Genomic DNA, 24,444 nt, shown 5'->3' on the forward strand with positions numbered 1-24,444 from the left:
AGCTGTCGTCGGTGAACCTGGCCTTTTCTTGTAAATTCAATCAGTTCGTTCTGATTCGGATTTTTTGGTTGGGTATACGTCAATAAAAAGTTTCCTGTGGGAGAAATGAAGACGCTTTTAGGCTGGGTTCGGTTGGGGTGCCGATAAAGCTGTTTGAAGTTTCCCTTACCTTCGTAAAACCACATCGAACCGTCAACAGTAAGGAATAGTATAGGATCGCCAGGCCGGGGAGACTTATAAAACTTAAATTGTAAATCAGAATTGGAAAAATCAAATGGTGGTGGGCGTTTAAAAAGTTGTTCGAACGATACAAATTCTGATTGTCCATGAGGAAGTATGGCAAGATGACTTCGGGCTCCCATTCCATTTTTTATAAGCCAGAGATTCCCCTCTGAATCGGTCTGAATAGATGGAACTGCCAGATATTGTTCATTTTCCTTTGGCATACAACGCTGGCTATACGGAAGAGACTTAAACGTATAGTTATCAAACCGAAAGGCATTGCTTAACGTACCGATCCAGATAAATCCCTGCTGATCCTGGCCGATGGTTAACACGCCCCGATTCGGCAAGCCTTCGCCGATGGAATAATGCTGTACTTTTACGATGTAAGGGGTATCTGCGCGGGTGGGCGTTAGCCCAAAGACCCCCCCTATCAATAGAAAATAGACAGGTAGATGATACCAACTCGTCGGAATTCTTTTTTGTCCGCTTTTCCCGATTTCGGTCCTTGCCATCTTTTTTGATAGGAAAAAACCTTCCCAAACACGCTGTTTTGCTCCCATTGGCAGGATTGTCCCAGTATTTTGGCAGGATTGTCATGTTTTTCTGCCGGTTCTTTGTGAGAAATTACAAAGCGAAATGACATCCATCCGGTTGAGTTGTAACTTTTTCTTTTGCAAAGACGCATTTAAAGATAGGTCATTTTAATGATTGCCGGCTTTCTCTGTCCAGCCTACTACTCTTTTTTTATAGCGTTTATTTTTGTGTTTATGCGGTGAATAGTTTCGTTTGACTTATTAATACTCTAGTTGATGCGGTTTTTCCAATTCGGCGCCCTCTGCGGAACGGAATACTTACCTCAATTTGATAAAGAAAATTGGCCTGATCTGGCTCAAATACGACCCGACTTTAAGCTTGCTTGTGTAATTGTGAAGATGATTTTCTGTAGAGAAATATGAACCTGCAAAAGTGCCTTATCGTGGATGACTCGGCCAAAGCCGGGACGGAGTTGAGAGACTATATTACCCGGTTGCCATTTTTTTTGCCTCCTGACGTTTGTACTTCCATTACCGAAGCACTCGGGTTACTTCGTCAAAAATCGTACACGCTCGTCTGCCTGAATGTTCACCAGACGGGTTTGGCGGGTCTCGATCTGATCCGGTCGTTTGTGAAACAGGTGCCGGTGATTGTGACGTCGGCTTACGCTGAATTTGCTGTCGATAGCTTCGATCTGGGCATTGTCGATTATTTGCTGAAACCCTTCACATTCCTGCGTTTTACGCGCGCCGTCAACCGGGCGCTGAGTGTTCAGTTCTCCCCCGGCATGGCAACCGGCTACCCGTTCATCTTTCTAAAAACCGGGCATACCTTTCAGCGGTTCGATTATGTGGACATCGACTACGTACAAGCCTACGGTATTTACTGCAAAATTGCCGGGCAGCAGAAAGTCGTAGCCGTCAATGATACCATTTCCAACCTCGAACAGGTCCTGCCCCGGCAGCAGTTTATACGGATTCACAAATCGTACATTGTCAATCTGGCGAAGGTTACCAGTTATTCCTACCGAAGCATCTCCGTCGGAACCCAGCAAATCCCCCTCGGAGCGGCTTACCGGGAGCGGTTTCAGGGATTTCTGAATTTGCTTGGCAAAAAAATTGAAAAATAAGCCGGATCATAGCATCAACCGCTGACAACTTGCCCAAAAGCGGAGCTAAAGGAGTGAGGGCGTGACGAATTGACGGAGCGAAAATATAATCACTCCTTCGTTTCTTCACGCCCTCACTCCTTTTAAAACCGTATGCTTTTTAGTAACTTGCAGCTTAATTTTAGTGGCCCCACCTCGTCGGGCCGTCTTTATGTTAAAGTTTGTTAAAACGAATCCGGCTGAATGAAAGAACTCATTGACCTGAGCAATCTGCCCCGACACATTGCCGTTATTATGGACGGAAATGGACGCTGGGCCAAAAAGCAGGGAGCTGCGCGGGTATTCGGCCATCGAAATGCAATCAAGTCTGTCAGGGAAGTTACCGAAGGATGTGCGGAATTGGGCGTGAAATACCTGACACTCTATACCTTTTCGACGGAAAACTGGAGTCGTCCCAAATTGGAAATCGATGCACTGATGCACTTGCTGGTGCACACCATCCGGGGCGAAGTACCAACATTGATGGAAAACAACGTCCGGTTAACGGCCATTGGCAACATCGAAACCCTGCCCAAAGAGTGCCGGTCAGAACTGGCAGAAGCCGTTCGGTTAACCGAAAACAACGACGGGCTGAACCTGAATCTGGCCCTAAGTTACAGCGGCAAATGGGATATTCTGGAAGCTACAAAAAAACTGGCCCGGGACGTACAGAACGGTACGCTGACGCCCGATCAGATCAACGAAGAAGCGTTTGCCAATGCGCTGGCAACGGAAGGAATCGACGAGGTTGATCTGATGATCCGGACGGGCGGTGATCACCGCATCAGCAATTTTATGCTTTGGCAATTAGCGTACGCAGAACTTTATATTATGAACGACGTGTTGTGGCCCGATTTCCGTAAACCGCACTTGTGGGAAGCCATTCTGACGTATCAGAACCGTGAACGGCGTTTTGGAAAAATTAGTGAACAACTCGTTAAGTGAACTATGAAAGTAACACCTACCCACTCGGTATTGTTGAACAGTAAAATTACCTGGGCGAATTTTGTCTCGCTGATGCTGTTCATGGCGCTGTCGGTCCAGGCGCAGGTTCGACCGGGATTCGGGGGCGGACGGATTACAACGGGTCAGTCACCGGTCGCATCGCCCACGTCGCCCCTTGATTTAAATTATGCCGATCCGAAAGAATATGAAATCGCCGGGCTGACCGTTACCGGCAACAAATACCTCGATCCCAATTCCCTGCTGTCGCTGACCGGTTTGAAGGTAGGTGACAAAGTCCGGATTCCGGGCGAAAGCATCAATGGCGCCATCAAACGGCTGATGGGTCAGGGGCTGCTGGAAGATGTTGAAATTCTGGCTACCAAAGTGGAAGGCAACCAGATTACCCTCAATGTGTCGATCAAAGAGCAGCCACGGCTGTATAAAGTAACGTTTGTCGGGATTAAAAAATCGGAACAGGACGCCCTCAAGGATAAGGTTAAACTGAATCTGGGACGCCTGATCTCCAACACGTTGATCAAAAATACGCAGCTTAGCGTTAAAAAATATTTTATTGAAAAAGGCTATCTGAACACCAAAGTTAAAATCCTGTCTGTTCCAACCGATAGCACCCGCAACCAGGCAACCATGCGGGTATCCATCGATAAGGGAAGTAAAGTCAAGATCAACAACATCGAAATACGCGGGCGCCAGCTGGTGGAAGAGTCTAAAATCCGGATGAAGATGAAAGGGACGAAGCAGATGCGCTTCGGCCGCTTGTTTACACCCTCCAAGTTTGTGCCCAAGAAGTTTGAGGAAGACAAGCAGAAAATTGTCGAATTCTATAACAAGGAAGGGTATCGCGATGCCGCCGTAACTTTCGACTCGGTGTATGCCCACGACGACAAAACCGTCAATATTGTCCTCAACATCGACGAAGGTCAGAAATACTACATCCGCAACATCACCTGGGAAGGCAACTATCTCTACACGGATGAACTGCTGACGCAGGTGCTGGGCCTGAAAAAAGGCGATGTGTACAGCAAAGAGGACATTGAAAAACGCAAAAACGGTATTCCCGGTAGTGACCTGAGTTCGGCCTACATGGATAAAGGCTACCTGTATTTCAACGCTGAGGATGTTATCAAAAGCGTCGAAGGCGACTCGCTCGATCTTGAATTCCGGATTTTTGAGGGTAAACAGGCCACCATCAACCGGATTATCCTGAATGGCAACACCAAAACCAGCGATCACGTGGTGCTGCGGGAAATCCGGACGTTGCCCGGTCAGAAATTCAGCAAAACCGACATCATCCGGACGCAGCGCGAACTGTCTACGCTGGGGTATTTTGATCCTGAAAAGATCGGGATCAATCCGGTTCCACAACCGGACGGCACCGTCGATATCGAATATACCGTTGAAGAAAAACCCAGTGACCAGATTGAATTATCCGGTGGTTGGGGTGGTTACGTTGGATTTGTCGGAACACTCGGGTTGGTGTTCAACAACTTCTCGGCCCGTAACATTACGAACATGAAAGCCTGGCGGCCGTTGCCCGCGGGCGATGGCCAGAAGCTGGCCCTGCGTTTTCAGGCCAACGGGCGGCAATTTCAGACGTATTCGCTCACCTTCACCGAGCCGTGGCTGGGCGGAAGAAAGCCTAACTCGTTCTCGGTTAGCTTGTCGCGGACCATTTACCGAATTTCGGACCCTAGTTCCTACTACTCGAATCCAAGCAGTTACGGTAAGAACTTCCTGGGTTCATACGGGAACACGATGATTTCGCTGGGTTTGGGTCGCCGTTTGCACTTCCCGGACGATTATTTCCAGTTGAGCAATTCGTTGACGTATCAGCGGTATGAGCTCAATAACTACGATATTTTTGGAATTGGATTGCGAAACGGTACGTCAAACAGCATTACATTCAACACAACCCTGGCCCGGAACAGCATCGATAATCCGCAGTTTCCACGGTCGGGATCGTCCATTTCGCTGTTGGCAACGTTCACGCCCCCGTATTCGGCCTTTACCAACAAAACGACCGATGCCAATGTGGACATAAAAGACCGGTATAAGTGGGTTGAATACCACAAATGGATGTTCGATGCCAGCTGGTTTGCTACCGTAACGGGTAAACTGGTCCTGAACGCCCGGGCGCACATGGGCTTCCTGGGCCGGTACAATTCCCGGACGGATTTCAGTCCTTTCGAACGGTTTGTGTTGGGTGGTTCGGGTCTGGCCGGTACGGGTCAGTTTGCCCTTGCCCAGGACATTATCGGTTTGCGCGGCTACAATGACCGGGATGTCTATACCGGCATAAACGGTATTTCGCCAACCCCACAGGAAAAGTCACGGGGTGGTTTGGCCTTCAGCAAGTACGTCATGGAACTGCGGTATCCGGTATCGCTGAATCCATCGGCCACGATATTTGTCCTGACGTTTCTGGAAGCCGGAAACAACTGGGGGAACTTCAAAAACTACAATCCGTTTGACCTGAAACGGTCGGCCGGAGTCGGTGCACGGATCTTTATGCCCGCCTTTGGATTGATCGGAATTGACTACGGATACGGCTTCGACCGGATGCCGGGTTCTCAGACACGCGTAGGGCCGGGTGGGCAGTTCCACTTTACAATCGGGCAACAGATTAGATAAGAAATCGGTCTTTCCGTCGTTAGTTAAGGATATAAATTCAGCGACAGGTTGACTGTAATTGGTTCATGCAGAATAAAATAATGGCAGTGACCTCCGGTTTTGTTTCAAAAAATGTCATGAAAAAAGGACTAATTTTTGTAACTTTGCTCTCCTTTTCGGCGATTGGGTCGGTGAAGGCGCAGAAACTGGGGTATGTCGACTCGGAATACATCACCAGTAAAATGCCCGCTTACCAGAAAGCCCTGGCGGAGGTGGATAAATTTGCCGAGAAATGGTCGAAGGATATTCAGGATAAATATTCGGAGATCGATAAGTTACAAAAGACCTATCAGGCTGAAGAAATTCTGCTGACCGAGGACATGAAGCGGGATCGGTTGCGGATCATTAGCGATAAAGAACGCGAAGCCCGGGAATATAATAACAGGGTATTTGGCTACGAAGGGTTGTTGTTTGAGAAAAAGAAGGAATTGATGAAACCCGTGACGGAAACCGTCATTCGGGCCATCGATAAAGTAGCCGCCCAGAAGCGTTTAGACATGGTGCTGGATAAAGCTAGTGAGGGGGTTGTGATGCTGTATACCAACCCGAAACACGACTATACCGATTATGTCATGGAAGAACTGGGGCTCACGGCCGATCAAAAAGCCAAAAGTGCCGCACCTTCCGAAACCCCCAATTCCGGTCCGCAGGAGAAGGAGTTAAACCCGGCGGGTAATTTTAAATCAAATACAAGTAAACCTACAAAACAACCAAAATAACAAGGTAGAAATGAAAAACAAACTCATTGCACTGGCAGTAACTCTGCTATTAGGAGGTAGCCAGGTGTGGGCACAGGCGCAACAACCGGCCACGACAACGGCCCCGGCGGCTTCTGTGAAGATTGGTTATACGAATATGGAATATATCCTGCAAAATATGCCGGAAAGCAAAGATATTCAGAACCAGATTACCATTCAGCGTACGCAGTTGGAGAAAAATTACCAGGAAATGTCCAAAGAGTTTCAGGACAAACTGGCTGCTTACGAAAAAGGTCAGGCCCAGATGTCTGATTTGATCAAGGCGGATAAAGAGAAAGAATTGCAGGGACTGCAACAGCGGATTCAGGAGTTTCAGGCAAACTCATCGACTCAGTTGCAAACGAAATACAATCAGTTGGTCAACCCGGTGATGCAAAAAATTCAAAAGAACATCGACGCGGTTGCCAAAGAAAGCGGATATACGTTCGTTTTTAACCTGGATGCGGGATCGGGTACTATTCCGGTCTTGTTGTATGCGCCGGAAGAAAACGACGTTACGGAGTTGGTTTTCAAAAAAATGGGCGTTGCTATTCCATCGAAACAGGCAGCAGCTCAACCGAGCGCCAACCCATCTACTACCAAACCGGCGGCTCCTGCTCCCAAGAAGAACTAGTCGAACTTATCAGGATAACCAAAGCCGTCCAGAAATGGGCGGCTTTTTGTTTATCGACCTCTCGTGCTTCGGAAATGCAAACGGTAACGTCGAACTTTTTCTTAAATAAGTACAAAATAGCGGCCTGCAAAAAACGCTTTGAATCAATTATACGTTATGTTTACGAATTGCATGAAATCTATCTATTATTTTTACGTTACACTTACAAACCATCGGTGACGATTCCTCATGTTTCAAAAAATAGGGAGTATAGTTACTTTATTCGTAATCTTAACCAGACTGACTGCTTTAGCACAGGATGCTAAGCCTCTTCAAATAATCCTACCGAATCAGTTGGACCGCCAGCAGGCAAACTGGAATGTGGTGGCAGAAGGTCAACCAATTGATGTATTGCTCAAGGCAGGAGGGAGTAGAACCGACTCGGTGACTTTTGCCATCAAGCAAGGGCAGATGGAAGGGATGACGCTGGACTCGCTGGGCCACTTCCGGTGGACTCCGGGTTTTGACATTGCCGACCGGATCAATACAACCAAGATTATTCCTCTTATTTTTGAAGTGCGAAATAAGCAGGGCGAAACGGCTACTCAATCGGTCGACCTCAAAGTTCAGCACGTCAACCGGCCGCCTGTCATCAGTGATTTGCGGCCTTTCTACGTTCGCAACAAGACGCAGAATGTGTATAAAATTGACGCGGCTTCCGTTCGTGACGAAGATAATGACCCCGTAGTATTTATTCCGATTGCCGATCAGATGCCGGAAGGGTCGAAGCTGACGGCGCAGGGCGAACTGACGTGGCATTTATCGCTCAACCAGTTCAATCAGTTACGAGCCAATAAAGCACAGTATATTGAGTTCTGGGTAGAAGACCAGCCGGCCAAATCCCGAACGAAAGGACGTTTGAAGGTCGAAGTAACGCAGATGGATGTTCCCCCGGAAATCACCCTGATACCGGAAGAACCGCGGGTTCGGATCAAGGAAAACACCACGGTCAACCTCAAATTTTATCTGGGCGACCCCAACGGCGACGACGACATCAAGACCTTTGATTTCCTGTCGGAGAGCCAGGATGTGCCGAAAGAAGCCCTGCGCAAAAATACCGCAACCAATTACGAATTCATCTGGAAACCGAGCTACGATTTTGTCAAAGATCCCTATGATTCGCTCTCTTTTCAGATTGTATTTTTTGCCCTTGATCAGGGTCAGAACCGGGCTGAGCGTAAAATCAACTTTACGGTATACAATGCGGTCAATGAAGATGAAAAGGATCGCTATTATTTTGCCCAGTACCGGCAGGCGCTGGTAACCGCCTGGGGGCTGCTTACGCAACTGGGTGAAAAGGAAGAGGAACTTAAGAAAAGTTACCGGAGAGCCAAAACCGGAAAGCGGAACCGGTCGGTCGCCAATGCCGGTTTAGGCGCGGTTACGGGGGTTACGCCAGCCATCGTAGCCAATAATCAGAACACCAAAGTGCAAACCAATATGCGGTATGTTTCGGCGGTAGGAGGAACGGCTGTGTTGACGATGGGAACGCTCGAAGCTACGGAAGTAATCGGAAAATCGATGAAAGACCTGCTCGATCGTTTCAACTACGTGATGAGCAAAAAGAGCGAGTTGCAGAATAAAGGGGATGTATTTGCCCGCGAATTTGCCCTGAAGGCAACGCGCCGGAATCAGGACTTTGTGAAAAAACTGGACGATTTCCGATCGGCAATGAGCCTGTCCGGCCTGGTGGCCCTGGAACTGGATGCCGCCTGGCAAAGCAAAACCGAAGCTACTGACAAAGTATTGAAGCGGATGTTCAAAGATTATTCGCCCCTCGAAGAAGGACAGACGAGCAGCCGGCAATAACCGGTTTCAGGTACTAGAGTCCGTGCGTACTGTCTTCCGGCGAATTCCGGGCGTGTTGCTGACTGGTTGGCGGATCGTCGGTAGAAACCGCATCAGAATCCTTTTCCGTCGACTCGGTATCGTTCGATGCAATCTCTTTAAACTCGCTTACTGGTAGCACAGCCGCACTTTCGGGTGACAGATCGTCGGGTAACAAGCCGTCTTCTTCGTGCTGTTCGCGGAAAAACCGGCGCTGGAAAAACAGGATGATACAGACGCCGACGAAGATGCAGGAATCGGCAATGTTGAAGATGGGCGTCGAGTAATACTGTCCACCCCAAATGGGAACCCAGTCGGGCAGGAAGCCTTCCCAGACATCAATGAAAACCATATCGATCACCTGACCGTGGAACCACGGTGTCGTGGAGCCGTAGGGTGCATTGTCGAGGAAAACCCCGTAGAATGTGCTGTCGATCACGTTGCCTACGGCGCCGGCCAGAATCATAGCCATAGCCCACAGTAGGCCGTTTGGAGCGCCCCGATGGGCCAAATGCACCAGATACCAGCCAATACCGGCCATGGCTACCAGGCGAAACAAACTGAGTAGCAATTTGCCATATTCATGGCCGAGCTGCATCCCGAAAGCCATGCCGGGGTTCAGTACATAATGGAGTTTAAGCCAGTCACCAACCACCCGGATTTGACCGGCAAAACCGGGTTCCATATTAAAATGCACCAGCAATTTAACCGCCTGATCCAGCGCGATCAAAAACAGACTCAAAACAAAGAACTTCAGCGGACTTTTCTTTACCATGATTAATAACATAAATCACCCGGTTGGTCAGACTTGGTCAGTGGCCAGCCGGGTGACGGTTTTGGAGTGTAAAGCTCCTGAAATCGGTCAATCTACTTATTTCTGACAGCTTTTCCGACGCTGTAGCTCATTCTTTACCAGCAGGTATTCGCGGCTACTTTGTCCGGCAATCGACTTGTTTTCCTCCGCCCGGCGAAACAAATACGGCATGACCGCTTCAACGGGGCCATACGGCACATATTTGGCCACATTGTAGCCCGCATAAGCCAGATTATACGAAATATTATCGCTCATTCCCAGCAACTGGGCAAACCAGATGTGCATATCGTCGGGCGCAATGCCTAATTCCTGCATTCGGTTGATGCAAAAATGGCAGCTATATTCATTGTGGGTTCCCAGACAAATCGATACCATATCGCGATTATCGAGGCAGAACTCAATGGCCTGGTTGAAGTCGCGGTCGGTTTCTTCTTTGGTATGGTGAATGGGGTCCAGGTATTCACCTTCGTGAGCCTGAATGCGTTCCTTTTCAATGTAGGCACCCCGAACCAGCTTGGCTCCCAGGAAATACCCTTTGGAGCGGGCGGTTTCGGTGCTTTTTTTCAAATTATCGAGGCTGTCGGAACGGTACAACTGGTAGGTATTATAAACAATACACTGCTCGTGGTTGTAGCGGTCCATCATTTCATAGGCCAGCTTATCGATCGCATCCTGAATCCAGCTTTCTTCAGCGTCGATGAAGATGCGGACATGGCGTTCACTGGCCCGTTTGCAGAGCGCATCGATCCGTTGCCGAATGCGCTCATAGGCCTTCATTTCGTCGTCGGTCAAATCCTCTCCCGCCTGCACTTTCTCCAGCAGATAGGTCGAGCCAATGCCGGTTACCTTAAAGACGGAGAACGGAATTGCATTGGATTCACTGGCCCGCTCGATGGTGCGCAGAATTTCAAGAACCGTTTCGTCGAAAGAGGTTTCATTGTCTTCTCCTTCAACGGAATAATCCAAAATAGTGCCTACATGGCCCTCATGTAGTTTCTGGATCGTTTTTTCACAATCGCGAATGGTTTCTCCCCCACAGAACTGCTCGAAAATAGTACTCTTAATGAGTTTTTTTACGGGAAGTTGAAGTTTGAATGCCAGTTTGATAAAAAAAGTGCCTAAATTTACCAGCCAACCTCTATTCATCAACGCAAATAACCAGTACGTTTTAAGAAGTTTCCTGTTGGACTGGGATGAGAAGGCAATTGACGTGTCTTCAAACGAGACGGTTTTGGATGTAGTGGCCCGCTGAACTATCGTTGGCATAGAAGATGAACTTCGGTTTGACATAATCACTGTCTGATGCACCAACTTGTGATCCGAAAGTTAAAATTTGTTTTCGGTACTTCTAACACTGACCAATAAACTTGTTTTAACGTCGTTTTGTTGTCAGCGCAAAAGGGATGTAAAGTTAATTGAAATCGAGTGTTTATACAGCTAATATACTAAATTTTTTTAATAAAAGTTTCCGATAGAGTAATAGGAGTATTTAACCGATTGAGTACGAGTATGAAGCCAAGCTTAGAAGTCCTGCCGCTGAATAGCTGGATAGAGACGAACGGAAAACCGCTCATTATTTCGGGGCCATGCAGCGCCGAAACCGAAGAGCAATTAGTTGAAACCGCCCGCCAGTTGAGCAAACTGGGAGTGGTTCATGCCATCCGTGCCGGTGTATGGAAACCCCGCACACGCCCTGGTAGCTTTGAAGGCATGGGAAAAGCGGCTTTGCCGTGGATTCAGCGTGCCAAAGAAGAAACCGGGTTGCCGTTTGCCGTGGAAGTTGCCACCCCCGAACACATCGAGCTGGCGTTAAAATACGGCGTAGATATCTTGTGGGTAGGTGCCCGTACGACGGTAAACCCGTTTAACGTACAGGAAATCGCCGACGCACTGCGCGGAGTGGATGTGCCGGTACTGGTTAAGAATCCCATCAACCCGGACCTGGCGCTGTGGATTGGTGCATTTGAGCGGATTGCCGGAGCTGGTATTACCAAACTGGGCGCTATCCACCGCGGGTTTTCAACGGGTGAGGCTTCTAAATACCGCAATATTCCCCTGTGGCAAATAGCGATCGAACTGAAATCGACGTTCCCGAACCTGCCCATCATCGGCGACCCGAGCCACATGGCCGGTAAGCGGGCGTATTTGCAGGAACTGGCCCAGATGCAGATGGATCTGAACTACGACGGCCTGATCGTCGAGTCGCACATCGATCCGGATAATGCCTGGAGCGATGCGGCCCAGCAATTGACACCGGCTGCTTTCGGCGAAATGCTGGAGCATCTGCACATCCGGAAAGTCGATTCGCAAAACATCGAATTCCAGAGTGCTATGGAGCAAATCCGGAGCAAGATTGATAACGTCGACCGGCAACTGGTTGAAACCCTGGCCGCCCGAATGGCCCTGGTCGAGAAACTGGCTGAATACAAACGCGAAAACAACGTAACCGTCTTTCAGCCCGACCGCTGGAAGGAAGTTCACGAAACCCGCGCCAAACAAGGTCAGAAAATGGGTCTGTACCCGGAACTCGTGGAAGAAATCTTCAAGATTATCCACATGGAATCCATCCGGAAGCAAACCGAAGTGATGAACAGCAACGAGCAAAGCGCGTAACGCTGCGAGTCAAAACGTCAAACCCCCAAACACCTGTCAAGTTTTGAAAACCTGACAGGTGTTTGGGGGTTTGACGTTTAATTCAGTCTAATCGTCTGTGTCGAATGGCTGTAAGCGCCAAAACAGCCCAAACCGCCCCGGATGTTAGACGGGATTGGCACGGGTTCGGCAAACGGATTGCTTTCGACTTCCTGCTGTTGCCCTAATGCCTGATGATACCGGTAAAAATCGGTGTTCACATGCAATAAATCAGCCGTGATGACCAGCGGTCTGCTGAAATAGGTCGGGAAAAAAAGCTGATTGGATGGGATCGAAGAACCAATGTAGCCCTGATCAGAAACCATCGGGCCACCGTTGTTTTCCTGATCGGTATAGAAGGCCCGGTTGCCCGGTCTGGTAGCGAATGAAACGGGTTCCCGGATCATTTTTTCGGGCAAACAGCCTGGACAGCGATACGTAACGATCCCTTCCGTTTGGTAATAGTCGGTTTGAATGGGAGGATCTGACCAGAAATACCGGGTAAAAAACCGTTTTCGCACTTCATTATTTTCTACAATAGCTTCAGAGTCAAGCTGTACGCGCTGCAAATCGACGGTTTGTGGCACCGTTGTACTGGCTTCCGCGTGCAGGCCATCCGGCGTTTGTACGGTTAACTCGTAGGTTTCGCCCGGTCGGATCGGAAACAGATTCGGGTCGGCCCGGTAATAACGAAGTTTGGTGTGGTAGGTCAAAACAATACGACGGGAGCCGGAGTGAAGCGTTACCGTAGCGTTCACAATCTCCAGATTAGTTACCGTCTCATCGTCCAGAATCGGGCGCGAACGGGCCACTTTGGCCGCCAGCACCGTATCCTGGGGCGAAATGAAACAGGCCACGATCAGTTTAACCGGTTCGTCTGCCAGTTGCCGAGGTTCGACCTCCTGCCGCAAGTTCTGGCAGGAAACCAACCCCAACATACCCATAAGCCACCCAAACGTCTTCATACCGCTATCGTCAGAAGGAAACCGTATAACTGACCGACGGCACCGTCGGAAAAAGTGAATATTTGTAGAGTACACTTTTGGAATGCTTGCCCGCGCCCTGGTCTTTCCCTTCCAGGGAATAGTAAAACGGATTTCGGCGATTGTATAGATTATAGATGCCGATTTCCCAGGTGCGCGTCCTGTGTTTGCGTTGCTTATAAAACCGGCACCCCACATCCAGCCGGTGATAGGCATCCGCGCGAAAACCGTTTCGGGAGCCATATTCCTGAACATTGGGCGCTGTGCCAAATAATTGCTGCTGCGGATTACCGGATGCAACGGCGGAGACCGGGCGGTTTTCATACCCGGAGAACCGGGAAATCGGTAGCGTTAGTGCCTGTCCGGTTCCATAAACCCAGGTGCCGGACAAGGTAACGCCGGGTTTAAGTTCGTAGATGACCACCAGGGATGCATCGTGTCGCCGGTCGTAGCGCGGGTGAAATTTTGCGCCCCGATTCAGGGCCGGGAATTGCCACCAGGTCCAGGAAAGGGTGTAGCCCACCCAGCCGGAGAGCCGTCCGGTTTTCTTCTGCACCAGAAATTCGGTGCCGTAGGCCCAACCCCGGCCGGACGTTATGTTAGTTTCCCACGGTTTGGCATCGGCCTTCTGCGCGGATTCAGAACTCAGGAAGCTGGCACCTTCCGTGTAGCTGATGGTGTTTTTGAGAATTTTGTAATACCCTTCGAGCGATACCGTCAGGTTTTGGGTGGGTTTACCGGGGTAACGGAAATCTTTCGCCACGCCAATCGCTAGTTGCTGAGCCTGCTGCGGACGAATCCGGCTGGTGGTTGGAATCCAGAGGTCGGCGGGCAAACCGGCACCGGTATTGGATAGCAGGTGCGTGTATTGATTCATCAGTGCATACGACGCTTTCAGAGCGGTAGAACTGTCGATTTGGTAGGCCATCGAGAGCCGGGGTTCGGGGCGCAGATACTGGACCGGCCGACCGCGTGGCCGCTGTGGACCGGCTTCCGGATTGCCAGCCGGTTTTCCGCCAATCGGTAACGTGCCGGTTTGAATCATGGCGTAATGACTGAGCCGAAAACCGGCGTTCAGGTGCCAGCGGGGCGCTGGTTTCCAGGTATCTTCGGCATATAGACCGGATTCCAGAACATCGATAAACAAACGCGGAGCCGTTGGGTCGGGGTCGCCGGTGGTGACCACCGCACCGGGCGTAAACCGGTGCTGGGTGCTTTGAAAGCCGAACCGAAACCAGTGATTGCTCGGCGTGTAGTCGACCGCGTATTTCAGGGAAAGATCCCGGATGCCCGAACGATAGCGCAGCGAATACCGCAAGCCCGACGTATCACGACTCCCGCCTTCGTTGGCAACATTCAGGCGGTATTGGTTGTAAACGAATACTAAATTGAATGATAAATGGTCCGAATTTACGTGATTCCAGCGGAGTGTTCCGGTCGAATTTAGCCAGTTCAGCGTTCCCTGCAACGGGCTGTTACCCGTTTGCTGTTGGTTAAAAAACGCATCGCGGCTCCCGTATCCGCTCAAAACCAGCTGGTCTTTGCGGTTCAGGGTGTAGTTCAGGCGCGCATTCAGATCGTAGAAATACGTTCGGCTCAGGGGTGATCCCTGCGTCGCTGGTGTAAATGGGCGGGCGACAAGGTCCATGTACGTCCGGCGACCGGCAATCCGAAACGAAGCCGGGTGTTTGCCGGTATTCTTTTTGCCAATCGGGCCTTCCAGCATCAGGCGCGATGCCACCAGGCCCAGACTCGCTTCTCCCGCCAGTTTCTCCGGATTTCCGGCCTTCGTAGTCACTTCGATAACGGACGACAGCCGACCGCCAAACCGCGCCGGAAAACCGCCTTTGGTCAGTTCGACGCTCTGAACAACGCTGCCGTTGAATGCCGAAAAAAAGCCCAGCAGATGGCCGGAATTGTAGACCACCGCATCATCGAGAAGAATCAGATTCTGGTCGGGCCCACCCCCGCGCACGTAGATCCCGGTATTGCCTTCCGACCCTTTTTGCACACCGGGCAGCAACTGCAAAACCCGCAGGACGTCTTTCTCTCCCAGTAAGGCCGGTATTTTTTCGATTTGCCCGGCGGAAATCCGGATCTGGCTCATCTGCGGATTTTTGCTAAGAAGCGCGTCATTGATTCCCGAACGAACCGTCAGTTCATGCAACACCTGGCCAAATGGCAAGGAAACCGAGACCTGCTGAGGGCTTCGGAAAGGGACGGTTTTTGTCACGGTCTGATAGCCCACGTAGGAAAAAACCAGCGCCAGGCTATCCCGGGCGGGCAGCGTCAGGCTGAAAAAACCGCTTGGGTTGGTGGTTGTGCCGACGGTTTTGTCGGGGGTGTAGACGTTGACGCCAACCAGCGCAGTACCGGTTCCGGCTTCATAAACCGTTCCGCTGACGACAGACCGATCCTGTCCCCGGCTGCTGAAGCCGGAAAACAGGAGGCACAGCATCACAGGCAGGCATTTCATCCGGCAGTACGTTGATGATGAATACGTTAGACAAGATACGATTTATGATCTGTATCTTGTTACTTACTACGAAGACCGTCCCCATTTGGATGCTTTGTGAACAGCAGAATTTAGTATTCGGAGAATGTAAAGGGTTAGAACAGACGTTATTTTAATACAACGGTTTTCGTCGTGCGGTTGTAAGCGCCGAAACAGCCCAGACCGCCCTGGATGTTTCCGGGAATCAGGACCGGTTCCGCAAAAGGATTGTTCTCGATTGCGTTTTGTAGTTCGAGAGCGTGGTGGTATGAATAATATGCGGGGTCTACATGCAAGAGGTAAACACTGATCGTTATCGGACGCTTCGCTACACTACTATAGGTATAGACTGAACCACCACTGCTGGAACTGTAAGCATAGCTGCTGATGTAAATATACCCTCGTTGCGACGTTAGCACCTGTCCGTCCTGGCCCTGGTCAGAAATCAGGCTGTTATTATTCTGAAACCCGATTTGATTGAGATTCCATTGTGAATTTTGCGTCGGCGGGCGACCGGGCGATGAATTGGTCGTCACCTGCAAAAACTCGTAATCGCCGGCGAGACGGTAAAAATTAACGGCACCCGCCGGGTCCTGCCACGACGCCCGGATGTAGTATTCCCAGGGTGGCGAACCACTGGGGCCATCACTCCGCCGGACCGAATCCAGCTTGATCGAGGTTAGAGTAACAGGCGGAGGTACCGTACAAACGGCTTCGACCGATTGCTGCTGCCCCTGCACCCGTAAGCGATACGTTTTTCCGGTCTCAATCGGAAACTGGCCGGGATCGGCCACGAACGCAAAAAGGGCCTGATTGAATTTTAACTCAATCGAACGGTTTCCTTCCGAAAGCGTAACCTTATAATCCGCGAAGTACGTATTGTCATTCGTACCCAGAACGGCTTTTGACAGGCTCACCGTGGCCTTCAATAACGTGTCCTGCGGAGAAATGTAGCACTGCACAACGATTTTCTTATCGACTTTCGGCAGTTTGTCCGGATCGACTTCGTTGACCAGACTTTCGCAGGCAGTCAGGACGAGCAGGAGAAAAAGGGGAAGAATGAGTCGCATCAGGTCAGAATTTAAAGTTGTAACTAAACGAGGGCACAACTGGAAACACCGAATAGCGTTTCAGCACCGTAGTCGATGGTGCGCCCGGTTTTTCTCCCGATTTATTTTCAAGGCTATAAAAGAACGGATTCCGGCGGTTGTAGAGGTTATAGACACTAAACTCCCAGGTCCGCTCGTGGTGCCGTTTCTTTTTATGAAACTGAATACCAAAATCCATCCGGTGATACGGTTCAGCCCGGAAGCTGTTTTTGGCGCTGTAATCGTTTACGGTTGGAGAATATAAAAACAGGTTGTTGAAACGGGTTCGGTTGGGCTGGTGTGGGCCGGATGCGTATTCGGCCAGCGGAACCGTCAGGGCATTTCCTGTGCCGTAAACCCACGTTCCAGATAAGGTGATGCGCGGACTCAGCTCGTAAATACCGACCACCGAAATATCGTGCCGCCGGTCGTACCGCGGGAAAAATTTCTTGCCGAAATTCAATTCCGGAAACTGCCATTGCGTCCACGACAGCGTGTAGCCCAGCCAGCCCGAAAACCGCCCGACTTTCTTTTGCAACAGAAACTCCCCGCCGTACGACCAGCCCTTGCCCGCCGTTACGTTATCCTCCCAGCGTACTTTATTCGCCGATTCGGGATCATCAATGAGCAGAAAACTGGCGCCTTCGCGGTAGTTGATGATGTTTTTCATCGTTTTATAGTACCCTTCCACGGTCAATGTCAGATTTCGGAACAAACTCCCGGCTTTCGTAAAGTCTTTGGCAAAACCGGCCGCTAGCTGCTGCGACTGCTGCGGTTTGATGCGGTCGGTGGTGGGAACCCATAAATCGGTGGGCAAACCAATACCGGTGTTTGACAGCAGGTGGACATACTGGTTCATAAGCGCGTACGACGCCTTGACCGAAAAGTCCGGTTTGAGAATGAAAGCGGTCGAAAGTCGCGGTTCAGGCCGGAAATAATTCACGGCCTTGTGTTGAAAATGGCTCAGCCGAAAACCGGCATTGACCCGCCAGCGGTCGGTTGGTTTCCAGGTATCTTCGGCATATACGCCCGACTCCTGCACCCGAATGGCATCAACTTCCGTACGAAACTGTTCGGCTTCGGTATCTTTCAGAACAATGGCACTGGGCGTAAATTTGTGATGCGTGGTTTGCACGCCAAACCGGACGGAATGTTTGGGATTGGGATAATAATCCAGATCGTATTTCACTGAAAAGTCGCGAATACCGGAATTGTAGCGAAGCTGGAACGTTTCCGTTTCCAGATCCGCTCCCGTACGCCGGGTCGACTCCTGATCCGAAAAGATCTGGAATGTGTAGTTGCTGAAGATTAGCGAGGCATTGGAAAATAGCTTTTCGGAGAAGAGGTGATTCCAGCGTAAGGTTCCGGTTCCGTTGCCCCAGAATAAGCCCGCACTGGTCTTGTCAGATTGCTCTTTCTTTGGCGTTTCGCGCGCAAAAAACTTGTCCCGGCCAAAATAACCGCTCAGATACACTTTATCTTTCCGCCCAAAATCGTAATTGACTTTGGCATTCAGGTCGTAAAAAAAATAACCGGCCATCGCTTCTCCCTTGCTCTCGGCCCGAATCAGAGGCCGCGCCAATAGATCCAGATACGTCCGGCGACCTGAAATCAGGAATGATGATTTTCCCTTTTGAATTGGTCCTTCCAGCGTCAGCCGGGAGGCAATCAGGCCGATACCGCCCTCGCCGTGGAGTTTTTCCTTGTTGCCTTCCTTCATGTTCATCTCGATGACCGACGAGAGCCGACCGCCGTAGCGCGCCGGAAAACCGCCTTTGATCAGTTCGACGCTCTTGAGGGCATCGCCGTTGAAAACCGAGAAAAAACCGAACAGGTGGTTGGCATTATACACCACGGCGTCGTCCATGATGACCAGGTTCTGGTCGGGGCCACCGCCACGCACGTAGATGCCGGTGCTGCCTTCCGAACCTTTCTGGACCCCCGGCATCAGTTGCAGCACCTTCAGCACGTCTTTCTCGCCCAGAAAAGCCGGTATTTTCTTGATCTGGTTGATGGGCACATCGATGGTGCTCATCCGGGCGCTCTCACTAACTTTCTCCTCGCTCGTACGGTTGCCGGTGACGGTTACTTCCGAAAGCAGACGGCCGGGTGTCAGCAAAATATTGAGTTCGCTATTCCGGCGGAGAGCCCTGGTTTCCTGAACGCTTTCGTAGCCGACAAACGAGAACGCCAGCGTAACGCTGTCCTGTGCCGGAAGCGTGAGGGAATAAAAGCCGTAGGTGTTGGTGGTGGTTCCGGTCGAGGTGCCGGGCAGGTAGACATTGACGCCAATCAGCGCTTCCTGACTGCCTTTTTCGCGTACGTAACCGCTGACCGTGTAGCGGTTTGCCGGATTTTGTGCCGTGGCTGATAACTCAAAAAGGAAGAGAATAGAGAGAGATAGTAGCGTATGCTTCATCGTTTCGTATACAAATGAAAAAGCTTCAATTCGTATACGATGAAGGAGACGAAAAAGTATGAAAAGGTTGGAAATTAACTCTTTTTAGGAAGGATCAGGAAGTTAACTATTGGATAGGAACGCGGATTGGGCGGATTGAACGGATCAAAACTGATTTTTTATCCGTGAAAATCCGTTCAATCCGCCCAATCCGCGTTCCTATCTGACAACCATCACCATCGTCGAGCGGTTATACGCGCCGAAGCAACCCAGACCGCCCTGAATATTCGTAGGCATCAAAACCGGCTCGGCAAACGGGTTGTTCTGCGACTGCCGCTGCTGCTGGCGCGCCCGGTGGTAGTTGAAATAATTCTCGTCGGTCTGCAAAACGGACACCCGTAGGGTCAGCGGTCTGGAAAACGGGTAGCTGCCCGAATAACTCATCTGCCTCGTGCTGTCGTAATACGCATAATCGAAATTCAAAGGCACGTCACCCCGCACCGAGAGGAGCAACTGGCCGTCCTGATTCTGGTCGGAAATGTACTGGTCCTGCCTGCCAAAACCGATCAGACCCCGCATGATCACTTTGGGCCCGGTGGTATCGATAGACGCTTCCGGAAACCGGGGCCGCCAGTTCAGGCACTCGCCATACCCGGCCACCCGGTAATAATTGGTCTGGCCCGCCGGGTCCTGCCACACCGCCCGAACGTTGTATTGCCAGCCCAGCGGTAAGTCCGGCCCAACGTAGGTTTGGGACGAATCCAGCGCCAGCCTGGAAACCGCCACGGTTGCCGGAATCGTGCAGGAGCTGCTTACGGCTTCATACCCGGCCACCTGAACTTGCAGCGTGTACGTTTTTCCGACCAGAACCGGAAGGTTGCGGGCGTCGGTGGTATAGACCCGCTTTTGGGGATCGAACGCCAGCGTAACGGTTTTGCCTTCACTGGCCAGACGAACGGTTGCGTCACGAACGGTATTCACGGAATCGGTAACGATGTCGCCCAACACGGTTTGCGAACTCGAAACCGATACCGCCAGAACCGTATCCTGCGGTGATAAATACCCGTTGACCACCAGCTTACGGGCAATGGGCGGCAGTTTGGCCGGGTCGATTTCGGCCACCAGATTCTGACAGGCCATTGTAACCAGCAGCAGCAGCGCAAACAAAGAGGACAGTCGAAGGATCATGGCCGGTTAAAATTTAAAGCCGTAGGTGACCGACGGAACAATCGGAAAAACGGAATACCGTTGGAACACCGTCTTGGTGGGCTGGTTCGTTTGCTCGTTGGTAAGGGTGTTCAGTTGGTAGAAAAACGGATTCCGGCGGTTGTAGAGGTTATAAACGCTAACTTCCCAGGTGCGCTCGTGGTGCCGTTTTTTCTTGTGAAACTGAATACCAATATCCAGGCGATGATAGGCCTCGGCCCGAAAACTGTTCTTCTCACTGTAGTCGTTGACCGCCCGCCCATAGCTGAAAAATTCGTTGATGAGCGAATTGGAATTATTCACAATCGGGTTGGCCTGGTGCGTGGCGGCCTGGTATTTGGCCAGCGGAACCGTCAGCGCATTGCCCGTGCCATACACCCAGGTTCCGGAAAGCGTGATGCGCGGACTCAGCTCGTAAATACCGACCACCGAAATGTCGTGTCGCCGGTCATACCGCGGGAAAAACTTCCGGCCAAAATTCAGTTCCGGAAACTGCCATTGCGTCCACGATAGCGTATAGCCGGTCCAGCCCGTAAACCGTCCGGTTTTCTTCTGTAACAGAACTTCCGCACCGTATGACCAGCCTTTGCCCGACGTCACGTTGTCTTCCCAGCGCACCTGATTGGCCGATTCCGGGCTGTTGATCAACAGAAAACTGGCCCCCTCGCGGTAATTGATGATGTTGTTCATCGCTTTGTAATAGCCTTCCACGGTCAGCGAAAGCCCCCGCGTGGCCCCTTGATCAGCAAAGTCTTTGGCAATTCCGACGGCGATCTGCTGCGACTGCTGCGGTTTGATGCGGTCGGTGGTGGGTACCCACAAATCCGTTGGTAAACCAATGCCGGTATTGGAAAGCAAATGCACATATTGGTTCATCAGCGCATACGACGCCTTGACCGACAGCGACGGTTTGATGACGTAAGCCGCCGAAATCCGCGGTTCCGGGCGGATATAATTGACCTGCTTCTGGATAAAATGACTCAACCGAATCCCGGCGTTCACGCGCCAGTGCTCGTTGGGTCGCCAGTTGTCTTCGGCATACAAACCGGATTCAACCACGTCGATGGCGTCAATTTTGGTAGTAAACTGGTTGATCAGCGTGTTTTGTACGACCACCGCGCTGGGCGTAAACCGGTGCGCAATGCTCTGTAAACCAAACCGGACCGAGTGTTGCGGGGACGGATAATAATCGACGTCGTACTTGACCGAAAAATCCCGGATGCCGGAACTGTAGCGCAGTGAAAACAGATCCGCCGTTTGCGTATCGCGCTCGTCCGACGAAATCTCGAATTTGTAGTTGCTGAAAATCAGCGAGAGATTGGAAAAAAGCCGTTGCGAAAACAGGTGATTCCAGCGAAGCGTTGCGGTTGTGTTACCCCAGTCGAGGTTGATCTTGGTGGCGCTTTCCTGGTCATCGGCATAAAACCGGTCTTTCCCGAAATAACCGCTCAGGTACAGTTTGTTGTTCGGACCAAAATCGTAATTGGCTTTGGCGTTCAGGTCGTAGAAATAATACCCGGCAATGGTCTGCCCGTCGGTTTGTTGTTTGATAATGGGCCGGGCCACCACATCCAGATACGTCCGCCGGGCCGACACCAGAAACGACGACGAACCGGCCCCCGATTTCTTTTTGGTGAGCGGTCCTTCCAGCGTCAGCCGGGAGGCAATCAGGCCAATACCGCCCTCGCCGTGGAGTTTTTCTTTGTTGCCTTCCTTCATGTTCATCTCGATGACCGACGAGAGCCGACCGCCGTAGCGCGCCGGAAAACCGCCTTTGATCAGTTCGACACTCTTGAGGGCATCGCCGTTGAAAACCGAGAAAAAGCCGAAGAGGTGATTGGCGTTATAGACAATGGCATCATCGACAATGATCAGATTCTGGTCGGGGCCGCCCCCGCGCACGTAGATGCCGGTGCTGCCCTCGGAACCTTTCTGGACCCCCGGCATCAGTTGCAGCACTTTCAGAACGTCTTTTTCGCCCAGAAAAGCCGGTATTTTCTTGATTTGGGCCACCGGAACGTCGATGGTACTCATCCGCGGACTTTCGCTGACTTTTTCGTCATTCGTGCGATTGCCGGTGACGGTCACTTCCGATAACAACCGACCGGGTGTGAGCTGGACGTCGAGGACGGTATTTTTCCGGAACGGCACGGTTTCCTGCACACTTTCGTAGCCGACGAACGAGAACGAGAGCGCCAGGCTGTCCTGAACGGGAATGGTCAGGGAGTAAAAGCCGTAGGTGTTCGTAACCGTGCCGGTCGAGGTGCCGGGCAAATAGACATTGACGCCAATGAGGGCTTCGCGGCTTCCTTTTTCCCGCACGTAGCCGCTCACAGTGGCCACCGAGCGGGATGAAACCGACTGCGCCACTGTTCCGGCTCCACCTAGTAAAAACACAAAACAAATCAGGAAGAAATACTTCATTCAGGCATTCAATGAGCTTATTCTTTGTTATTACGATAGAATGTATTCAAAAAGTATAACAGAGACTGAAGTTAACAGTTTCGATGGTGCGGGGTTACCATAGTATCAACTCGATAGACACATACGATCATGCTGAATTTTGATAAGCTTTCGCTCAATATACCCGAAACAACCAAGCCGCGGGTGGTCGTCATCGGTGGCGGTTTCGGCGGGCTCAATCTGGTTAAGAAGCTGAACGGCAAAGACTTTCAGATTGTGATGTTCGATAAACAGAACTATCACGGTTTCTGGCCCCTGCTGTATCAGGTGGCCACCGCCGGGCTGGAACCCGACGCCATTGCCGAGCCGATCCGGAAGATGTTCGACGAGGATTACGAGGATTTTCATTTCCGGCTGGTGCGCGTTCTGGGCGTTGATCCGGTGGCAAAAACCGTCAAGACGATGATCGGTGATTTACACTATGATTATCTGGTGATTGCGACGGGGACGAAGGCGAATTTTTTCGGCAATGAACAGGTCAAGAAGTATTCATTTTCGCTCAAAACCATTCCCGAAGCGTTGAACCTCCGCAGCCAGTTGCTCCAGTCGTTCGAGCAGGCCAGCATTACGGTCGATCCCGAAAACCGGGAAAGCCTGCTGAACTTTGTCATTGTCGGTGCCGGACCAACGGGCGTTGAAATGGCGGGTTCGCTGGCCGAAATGCGGAAACACGTTCTGCCGGGCGATTATCCGGGGCTGGATTTCAGTAAAATGAAGATCTATCTGGTCGAGGGGCTGGACCGGGTTTTGCCCCCCATGTCGCCGGAAGCCAGCGCCAAAACGCAGAAATACCTGGAAGACATGGGCGTGATCATCAAGCTCAAAAGCCTGGTCGATTCCTACGACGGCGAAACGGTGACGCTCAAAACCGGGGAGCAAATCCGGTCGCAGACGGTGGTGTGGGCCGCTGGCGTGACGGGGGCGCTCATCGACGGTTTGCCGAAAGAACTGATTGCGCGGGGTGGCCGGGTGACGGTCAACGAATTCAATCAGGTGGAAGGCTACAGCGATATTTTTGCCATCGGCGACATTGCCTTCATGAAATCCGAAAAATGGCCAAACGGGCATCCGGGGGTGGCGCAACCGGCCATTCAGCAGGGCCAGCATCTGGCGAAAAACCTCCGCCGGCTGATTCGGAAGGAGCCGATGGTCAAATTTGATTATTTTGACAAAGGCTCACTGGCCATCATTGGCCGGGTCCGCGCCGTAGCCGATCTGCCGGGAAATGTCCATCTGGGCGGTTTTATTGCGTGGGTTGCGTGGCTTTTTGTGCATATTTATTACCTCATCGGTTTCCGGAGCAAGCTGGTGGTTTTGAGCAACTGGATCTATCGGCTGTTTACCTACGAACGCGGTACTCGATTGATTATCAGGCCTTTTGTTAGAAAAGATGACAAAGACGCCGAGGAGTTTGTCATGAAGAATGAAATGTGATGCCGGGTATGGGAGAGCGATGATAAATTTTGATCCTAAATCTAAAATTGGGAAAAATCCTGTTTATCATTACCTTTTAGTATTTATTCCCAAAATCATTGCATTCCCGCAATCCTGGTCGGTCAGGCAGCAACAACACCGTAATCATAGGTTAAAC

The 24,444-nt window shown here is 51.0% G+C and carries 16 protein-coding genes and 1 pseudogene; 8 read left to right on the plus strand and 9 right to left on the minus strand.

All coding sequences use genetic code 11. From position 1 onward, the window contains the following. Positions 1-515 precede the first annotated feature (515 nt). Positions 516-785: pseudogene (locus tag EHT87_RS31875) on the minus strand (hypothetical protein); the annotation flags it as partial. Positions 786-1,177: 392 nt separating this feature from the next. Here EHT87_RS31875 and EHT87_RS21935 point away from each other — a divergent pair. The 6 genes from EHT87_RS21935 (at position 1,178) to EHT87_RS21960 (ending at position 8,758) form a co-directional block, all read left to right on the plus strand. Beyond that, positions 1,178-1,888 (plus strand): LytR/AlgR family response regulator transcription factor, encoded by a 711-nt coding sequence (locus EHT87_RS21935; RefSeq protein WP_124908787.1) that lies wholly within the window; start codon positions 1,178-1,180, stop codon positions 1,886-1,888. A gap of 222 nt (positions 1,889-2,110) precedes the next feature. Continuing rightward, positions 2,111-2,851, plus strand: a complete 741-nt coding sequence (gene uppS / locus EHT87_RS21940) for an undecaprenyl pyrophosphate synthase (RefSeq protein ID WP_124908788.1) — start codon at positions 2,111-2,113, stop codon at positions 2,849-2,851. 72 nt (positions 2,852-2,923) lie between these two features. After that, positions 2,924-5,500: an outer membrane protein assembly factor BamA gene (gene bamA, locus EHT87_RS21945; protein WP_124908911.1), complete on the plus strand. Its 2,577-nt coding sequence runs from the start codon at positions 2,924-2,926 to the stop codon at positions 5,498-5,500. Positions 5,501-5,616: 116 nt separating this feature from the next. Next, entirely contained in the window at positions 5,617-6,258 is a 642-nt protein-coding gene (locus EHT87_RS21950; protein WP_124908789.1) for an OmpH/Skp family outer membrane protein, read from the plus strand. A 10-nt stretch (positions 6,259-6,268) separates the two neighbouring features. After that, positions 6,269-6,910, plus strand: coding sequence for an OmpH/Skp family outer membrane protein (locus EHT87_RS21955; protein WP_124908790.1), 642 nt, complete (start codon positions 6,269-6,271; stop codon positions 6,908-6,910). Between the two features lie 228 nt (positions 6,911-7,138). Next, on the plus strand, positions 7,139-8,758 hold the full coding sequence (locus EHT87_RS21960) for a hypothetical protein (protein WP_124908791.1): 1,620 nt from the start codon (positions 7,139-7,141) through the stop codon (positions 8,756-8,758). A gap of 13 nt (positions 8,759-8,771) precedes the next feature. Here EHT87_RS21960 and EHT87_RS21965 read toward each other — a convergent pair whose 3' ends face one another. Together EHT87_RS21965 and EHT87_RS21970 are read right to left on the minus strand one after the other, a co-directional pair. Next, positions 8,772-9,551 carry a lipoprotein signal peptidase gene (locus EHT87_RS21965; RefSeq protein ID WP_124908792.1) on the minus strand — a complete coding sequence of 260 codons (780 nt, stop codon included), beginning with the start codon at positions 9,549-9,551 and terminating at the stop codon, positions 8,772-8,774. Between the two features lie 96 nt (positions 9,552-9,647). Continuing rightward, the gene (locus EHT87_RS21970; RefSeq protein WP_229321247.1) at positions 9,648-10,856 is read right to left on the minus strand and encodes a proline dehydrogenase family protein; all 1,209 of its coding nucleotides are present in this window, start codon (positions 10,854-10,856) and stop codon (positions 9,648-9,650) included. Positions 10,857-11,099: 243 nt separating this feature from the next. Between EHT87_RS21970 and EHT87_RS21975 the strand changes: the two genes are divergently transcribed. After that, a complete protein-coding gene (locus EHT87_RS21975; protein WP_124908794.1) occupies positions 11,100-12,203 on the plus strand; it encodes a chorismate mutase in 1,104 nt (367 codons plus the stop codon). Between the two features lie 77 nt (positions 12,204-12,280). Here the strand turns inward: EHT87_RS21975 and EHT87_RS21980 are convergent, their stop codons facing one another. From EHT87_RS21980 to EHT87_RS22005, 6 genes are all read right to left on the minus strand, one after another. Then, a complete protein-coding gene (locus EHT87_RS21980; protein WP_124908795.1) occupies positions 12,281-13,186 on the minus strand; it encodes a DUF4249 domain-containing protein in 906 nt (301 codons plus the stop codon). A 10-nt stretch (positions 13,187-13,196) separates the two neighbouring features. Next, on the minus strand, positions 13,197-15,680 hold the full coding sequence (locus tag EHT87_RS21985; RefSeq protein ID WP_124908796.1) for a TonB-dependent receptor: 2,484 nt from the start codon (positions 15,678-15,680) through the stop codon (positions 13,197-13,199). Between the two features lie 146 nt (positions 15,681-15,826). Then, the gene (locus EHT87_RS21990; protein ID WP_124908797.1) at positions 15,827-16,768 is read right to left on the minus strand and encodes a DUF4249 domain-containing protein; all 942 of its coding nucleotides are present in this window, start codon (positions 16,766-16,768) and stop codon (positions 15,827-15,829) included. Between the two features lie 4 nt (positions 16,769-16,772). Next, positions 16,773-19,205: a TonB-dependent receptor gene (locus EHT87_RS21995; protein WP_124908798.1), complete on the minus strand. Its 2,433-nt coding sequence runs from the start codon at positions 19,203-19,205 to the stop codon at positions 16,773-16,775. A 198-nt stretch (positions 19,206-19,403) separates the two neighbouring features. Continuing rightward, positions 19,404-20,372 carry a DUF4249 domain-containing protein gene (locus tag EHT87_RS22000; RefSeq protein ID WP_124908799.1) on the minus strand — a complete coding sequence of 323 codons (969 nt, stop codon included), beginning with the start codon at positions 20,370-20,372 and terminating at the stop codon, positions 19,404-19,406. A 6-nt stretch (positions 20,373-20,378) separates the two neighbouring features. Next, on the minus strand, positions 20,379-22,814 hold the full coding sequence (locus EHT87_RS22005) for a TonB-dependent receptor (RefSeq protein ID WP_124908800.1): 2,436 nt from the start codon (positions 22,812-22,814) through the stop codon (positions 20,379-20,381). 129 nt (positions 22,815-22,943) lie between these two features. Here EHT87_RS22005 and EHT87_RS22010 point away from each other — a divergent pair, with 129 nt between their 5' ends. Further along, positions 22,944-24,287, plus strand: coding sequence for an NAD(P)/FAD-dependent oxidoreductase (locus tag EHT87_RS22010; RefSeq protein WP_124908801.1), 1,344 nt, complete (start codon positions 22,944-22,946; stop codon positions 24,285-24,287). Positions 24,288-24,444 lie beyond the last annotated feature (157 nt).

Origin of the sequence: Larkinella knui (assembly GCF_003858645.1) — a bacterium.
GTDB lineage: Bacteria > Bacteroidota > Bacteroidia > Cytophagales > Spirosomataceae > Larkinella > Larkinella knui.

What these genes read in the sequence shown, in the direction of transcription:
- EHT87_RS21965 (WP_124908792.1), bottom strand. Translation starts at nt 9,551, where the DNA reads ATGGTAAAGAAAAGTCCGCTGAAGTTCTTTGTTTTGAGTCTGTTTTTG.
- EHT87_RS21990 (WP_124908797.1), bottom strand. Translation starts at nt 16,768, where the DNA reads ATGCGACTCATTCTTCCCCTTTTTCTCCTGCTCGTCCTGACTGCCTGC.
- EHT87_RS21995 (WP_124908798.1), bottom strand. Translation starts at nt 19,205, where the DNA reads ATGAAGCATACGCTACTATCTCTCTCTATTCTCTTCCTTTTTGAGTTA.
- EHT87_RS21985 (WP_124908796.1), bottom strand. Translation starts at nt 15,680, where the DNA reads ATGAAATGCCTGCCTGTGATGCTGTGCCTCCTGTTTTCCGGCTTCAGC.
- EHT87_RS22005 (WP_124908800.1), bottom strand. Translation starts at nt 22,814, where the DNA reads ATGAAGTATTTCTTCCTGATTTGTTTTGTGTTTTTACTAGGTGGAGCC.
- EHT87_RS21970 (WP_229321247.1), bottom strand. Translation starts at nt 10,856, where the DNA reads ATGCCAACGATAGTTCAGCGGGCCACTACATCCAAAACCGTCTCGTTT.
- EHT87_RS22010 (WP_124908801.1), top strand. Translation starts at nt 22,944, where the DNA reads ATGCTGAATTTTGATAAGCTTTCGCTCAATATACCCGAAACAACCAAG.
- EHT87_RS21960 (WP_124908791.1), top strand. Translation starts at nt 7,139, where the DNA reads ATGTTTCAAAAAATAGGGAGTATAGTTACTTTATTCGTAATCTTAACC.
- EHT87_RS22000 (WP_124908799.1), bottom strand. Translation starts at nt 20,372, where the DNA reads ATGATCCTTCGACTGTCCTCTTTGTTTGCGCTGCTGCTGCTGGTTACA.
- EHT87_RS21935 (WP_124908787.1), top strand. Translation starts at nt 1,178, where the DNA reads ATGAACCTGCAAAAGTGCCTTATCGTGGATGACTCGGCCAAAGCCGGG.
- EHT87_RS21950 (WP_124908789.1), top strand. Translation starts at nt 5,617, where the DNA reads ATGAAAAAAGGACTAATTTTTGTAACTTTGCTCTCCTTTTCGGCGATT.
- bamA (WP_124908911.1), top strand. Translation starts at nt 2,924, where the DNA reads ATGCTGTTCATGGCGCTGTCGGTCCAGGCGCAGGTTCGACCGGGATTC.
- EHT87_RS21955 (WP_124908790.1), top strand. Translation starts at nt 6,269, where the DNA reads ATGAAAAACAAACTCATTGCACTGGCAGTAACTCTGCTATTAGGAGGT.
- uppS (WP_124908788.1), top strand. Translation starts at nt 2,111, where the DNA reads ATGAAAGAACTCATTGACCTGAGCAATCTGCCCCGACACATTGCCGTT.
- EHT87_RS21980 (WP_124908795.1), bottom strand. Translation starts at nt 13,186, where the DNA reads ATGAAGACGTTTGGGTGGCTTATGGGTATGTTGGGGTTGGTTTCCTGC.
- EHT87_RS21975 (WP_124908794.1), top strand. Translation starts at nt 11,100, where the DNA reads ATGAAGCCAAGCTTAGAAGTCCTGCCGCTGAATAGCTGGATAGAGACG.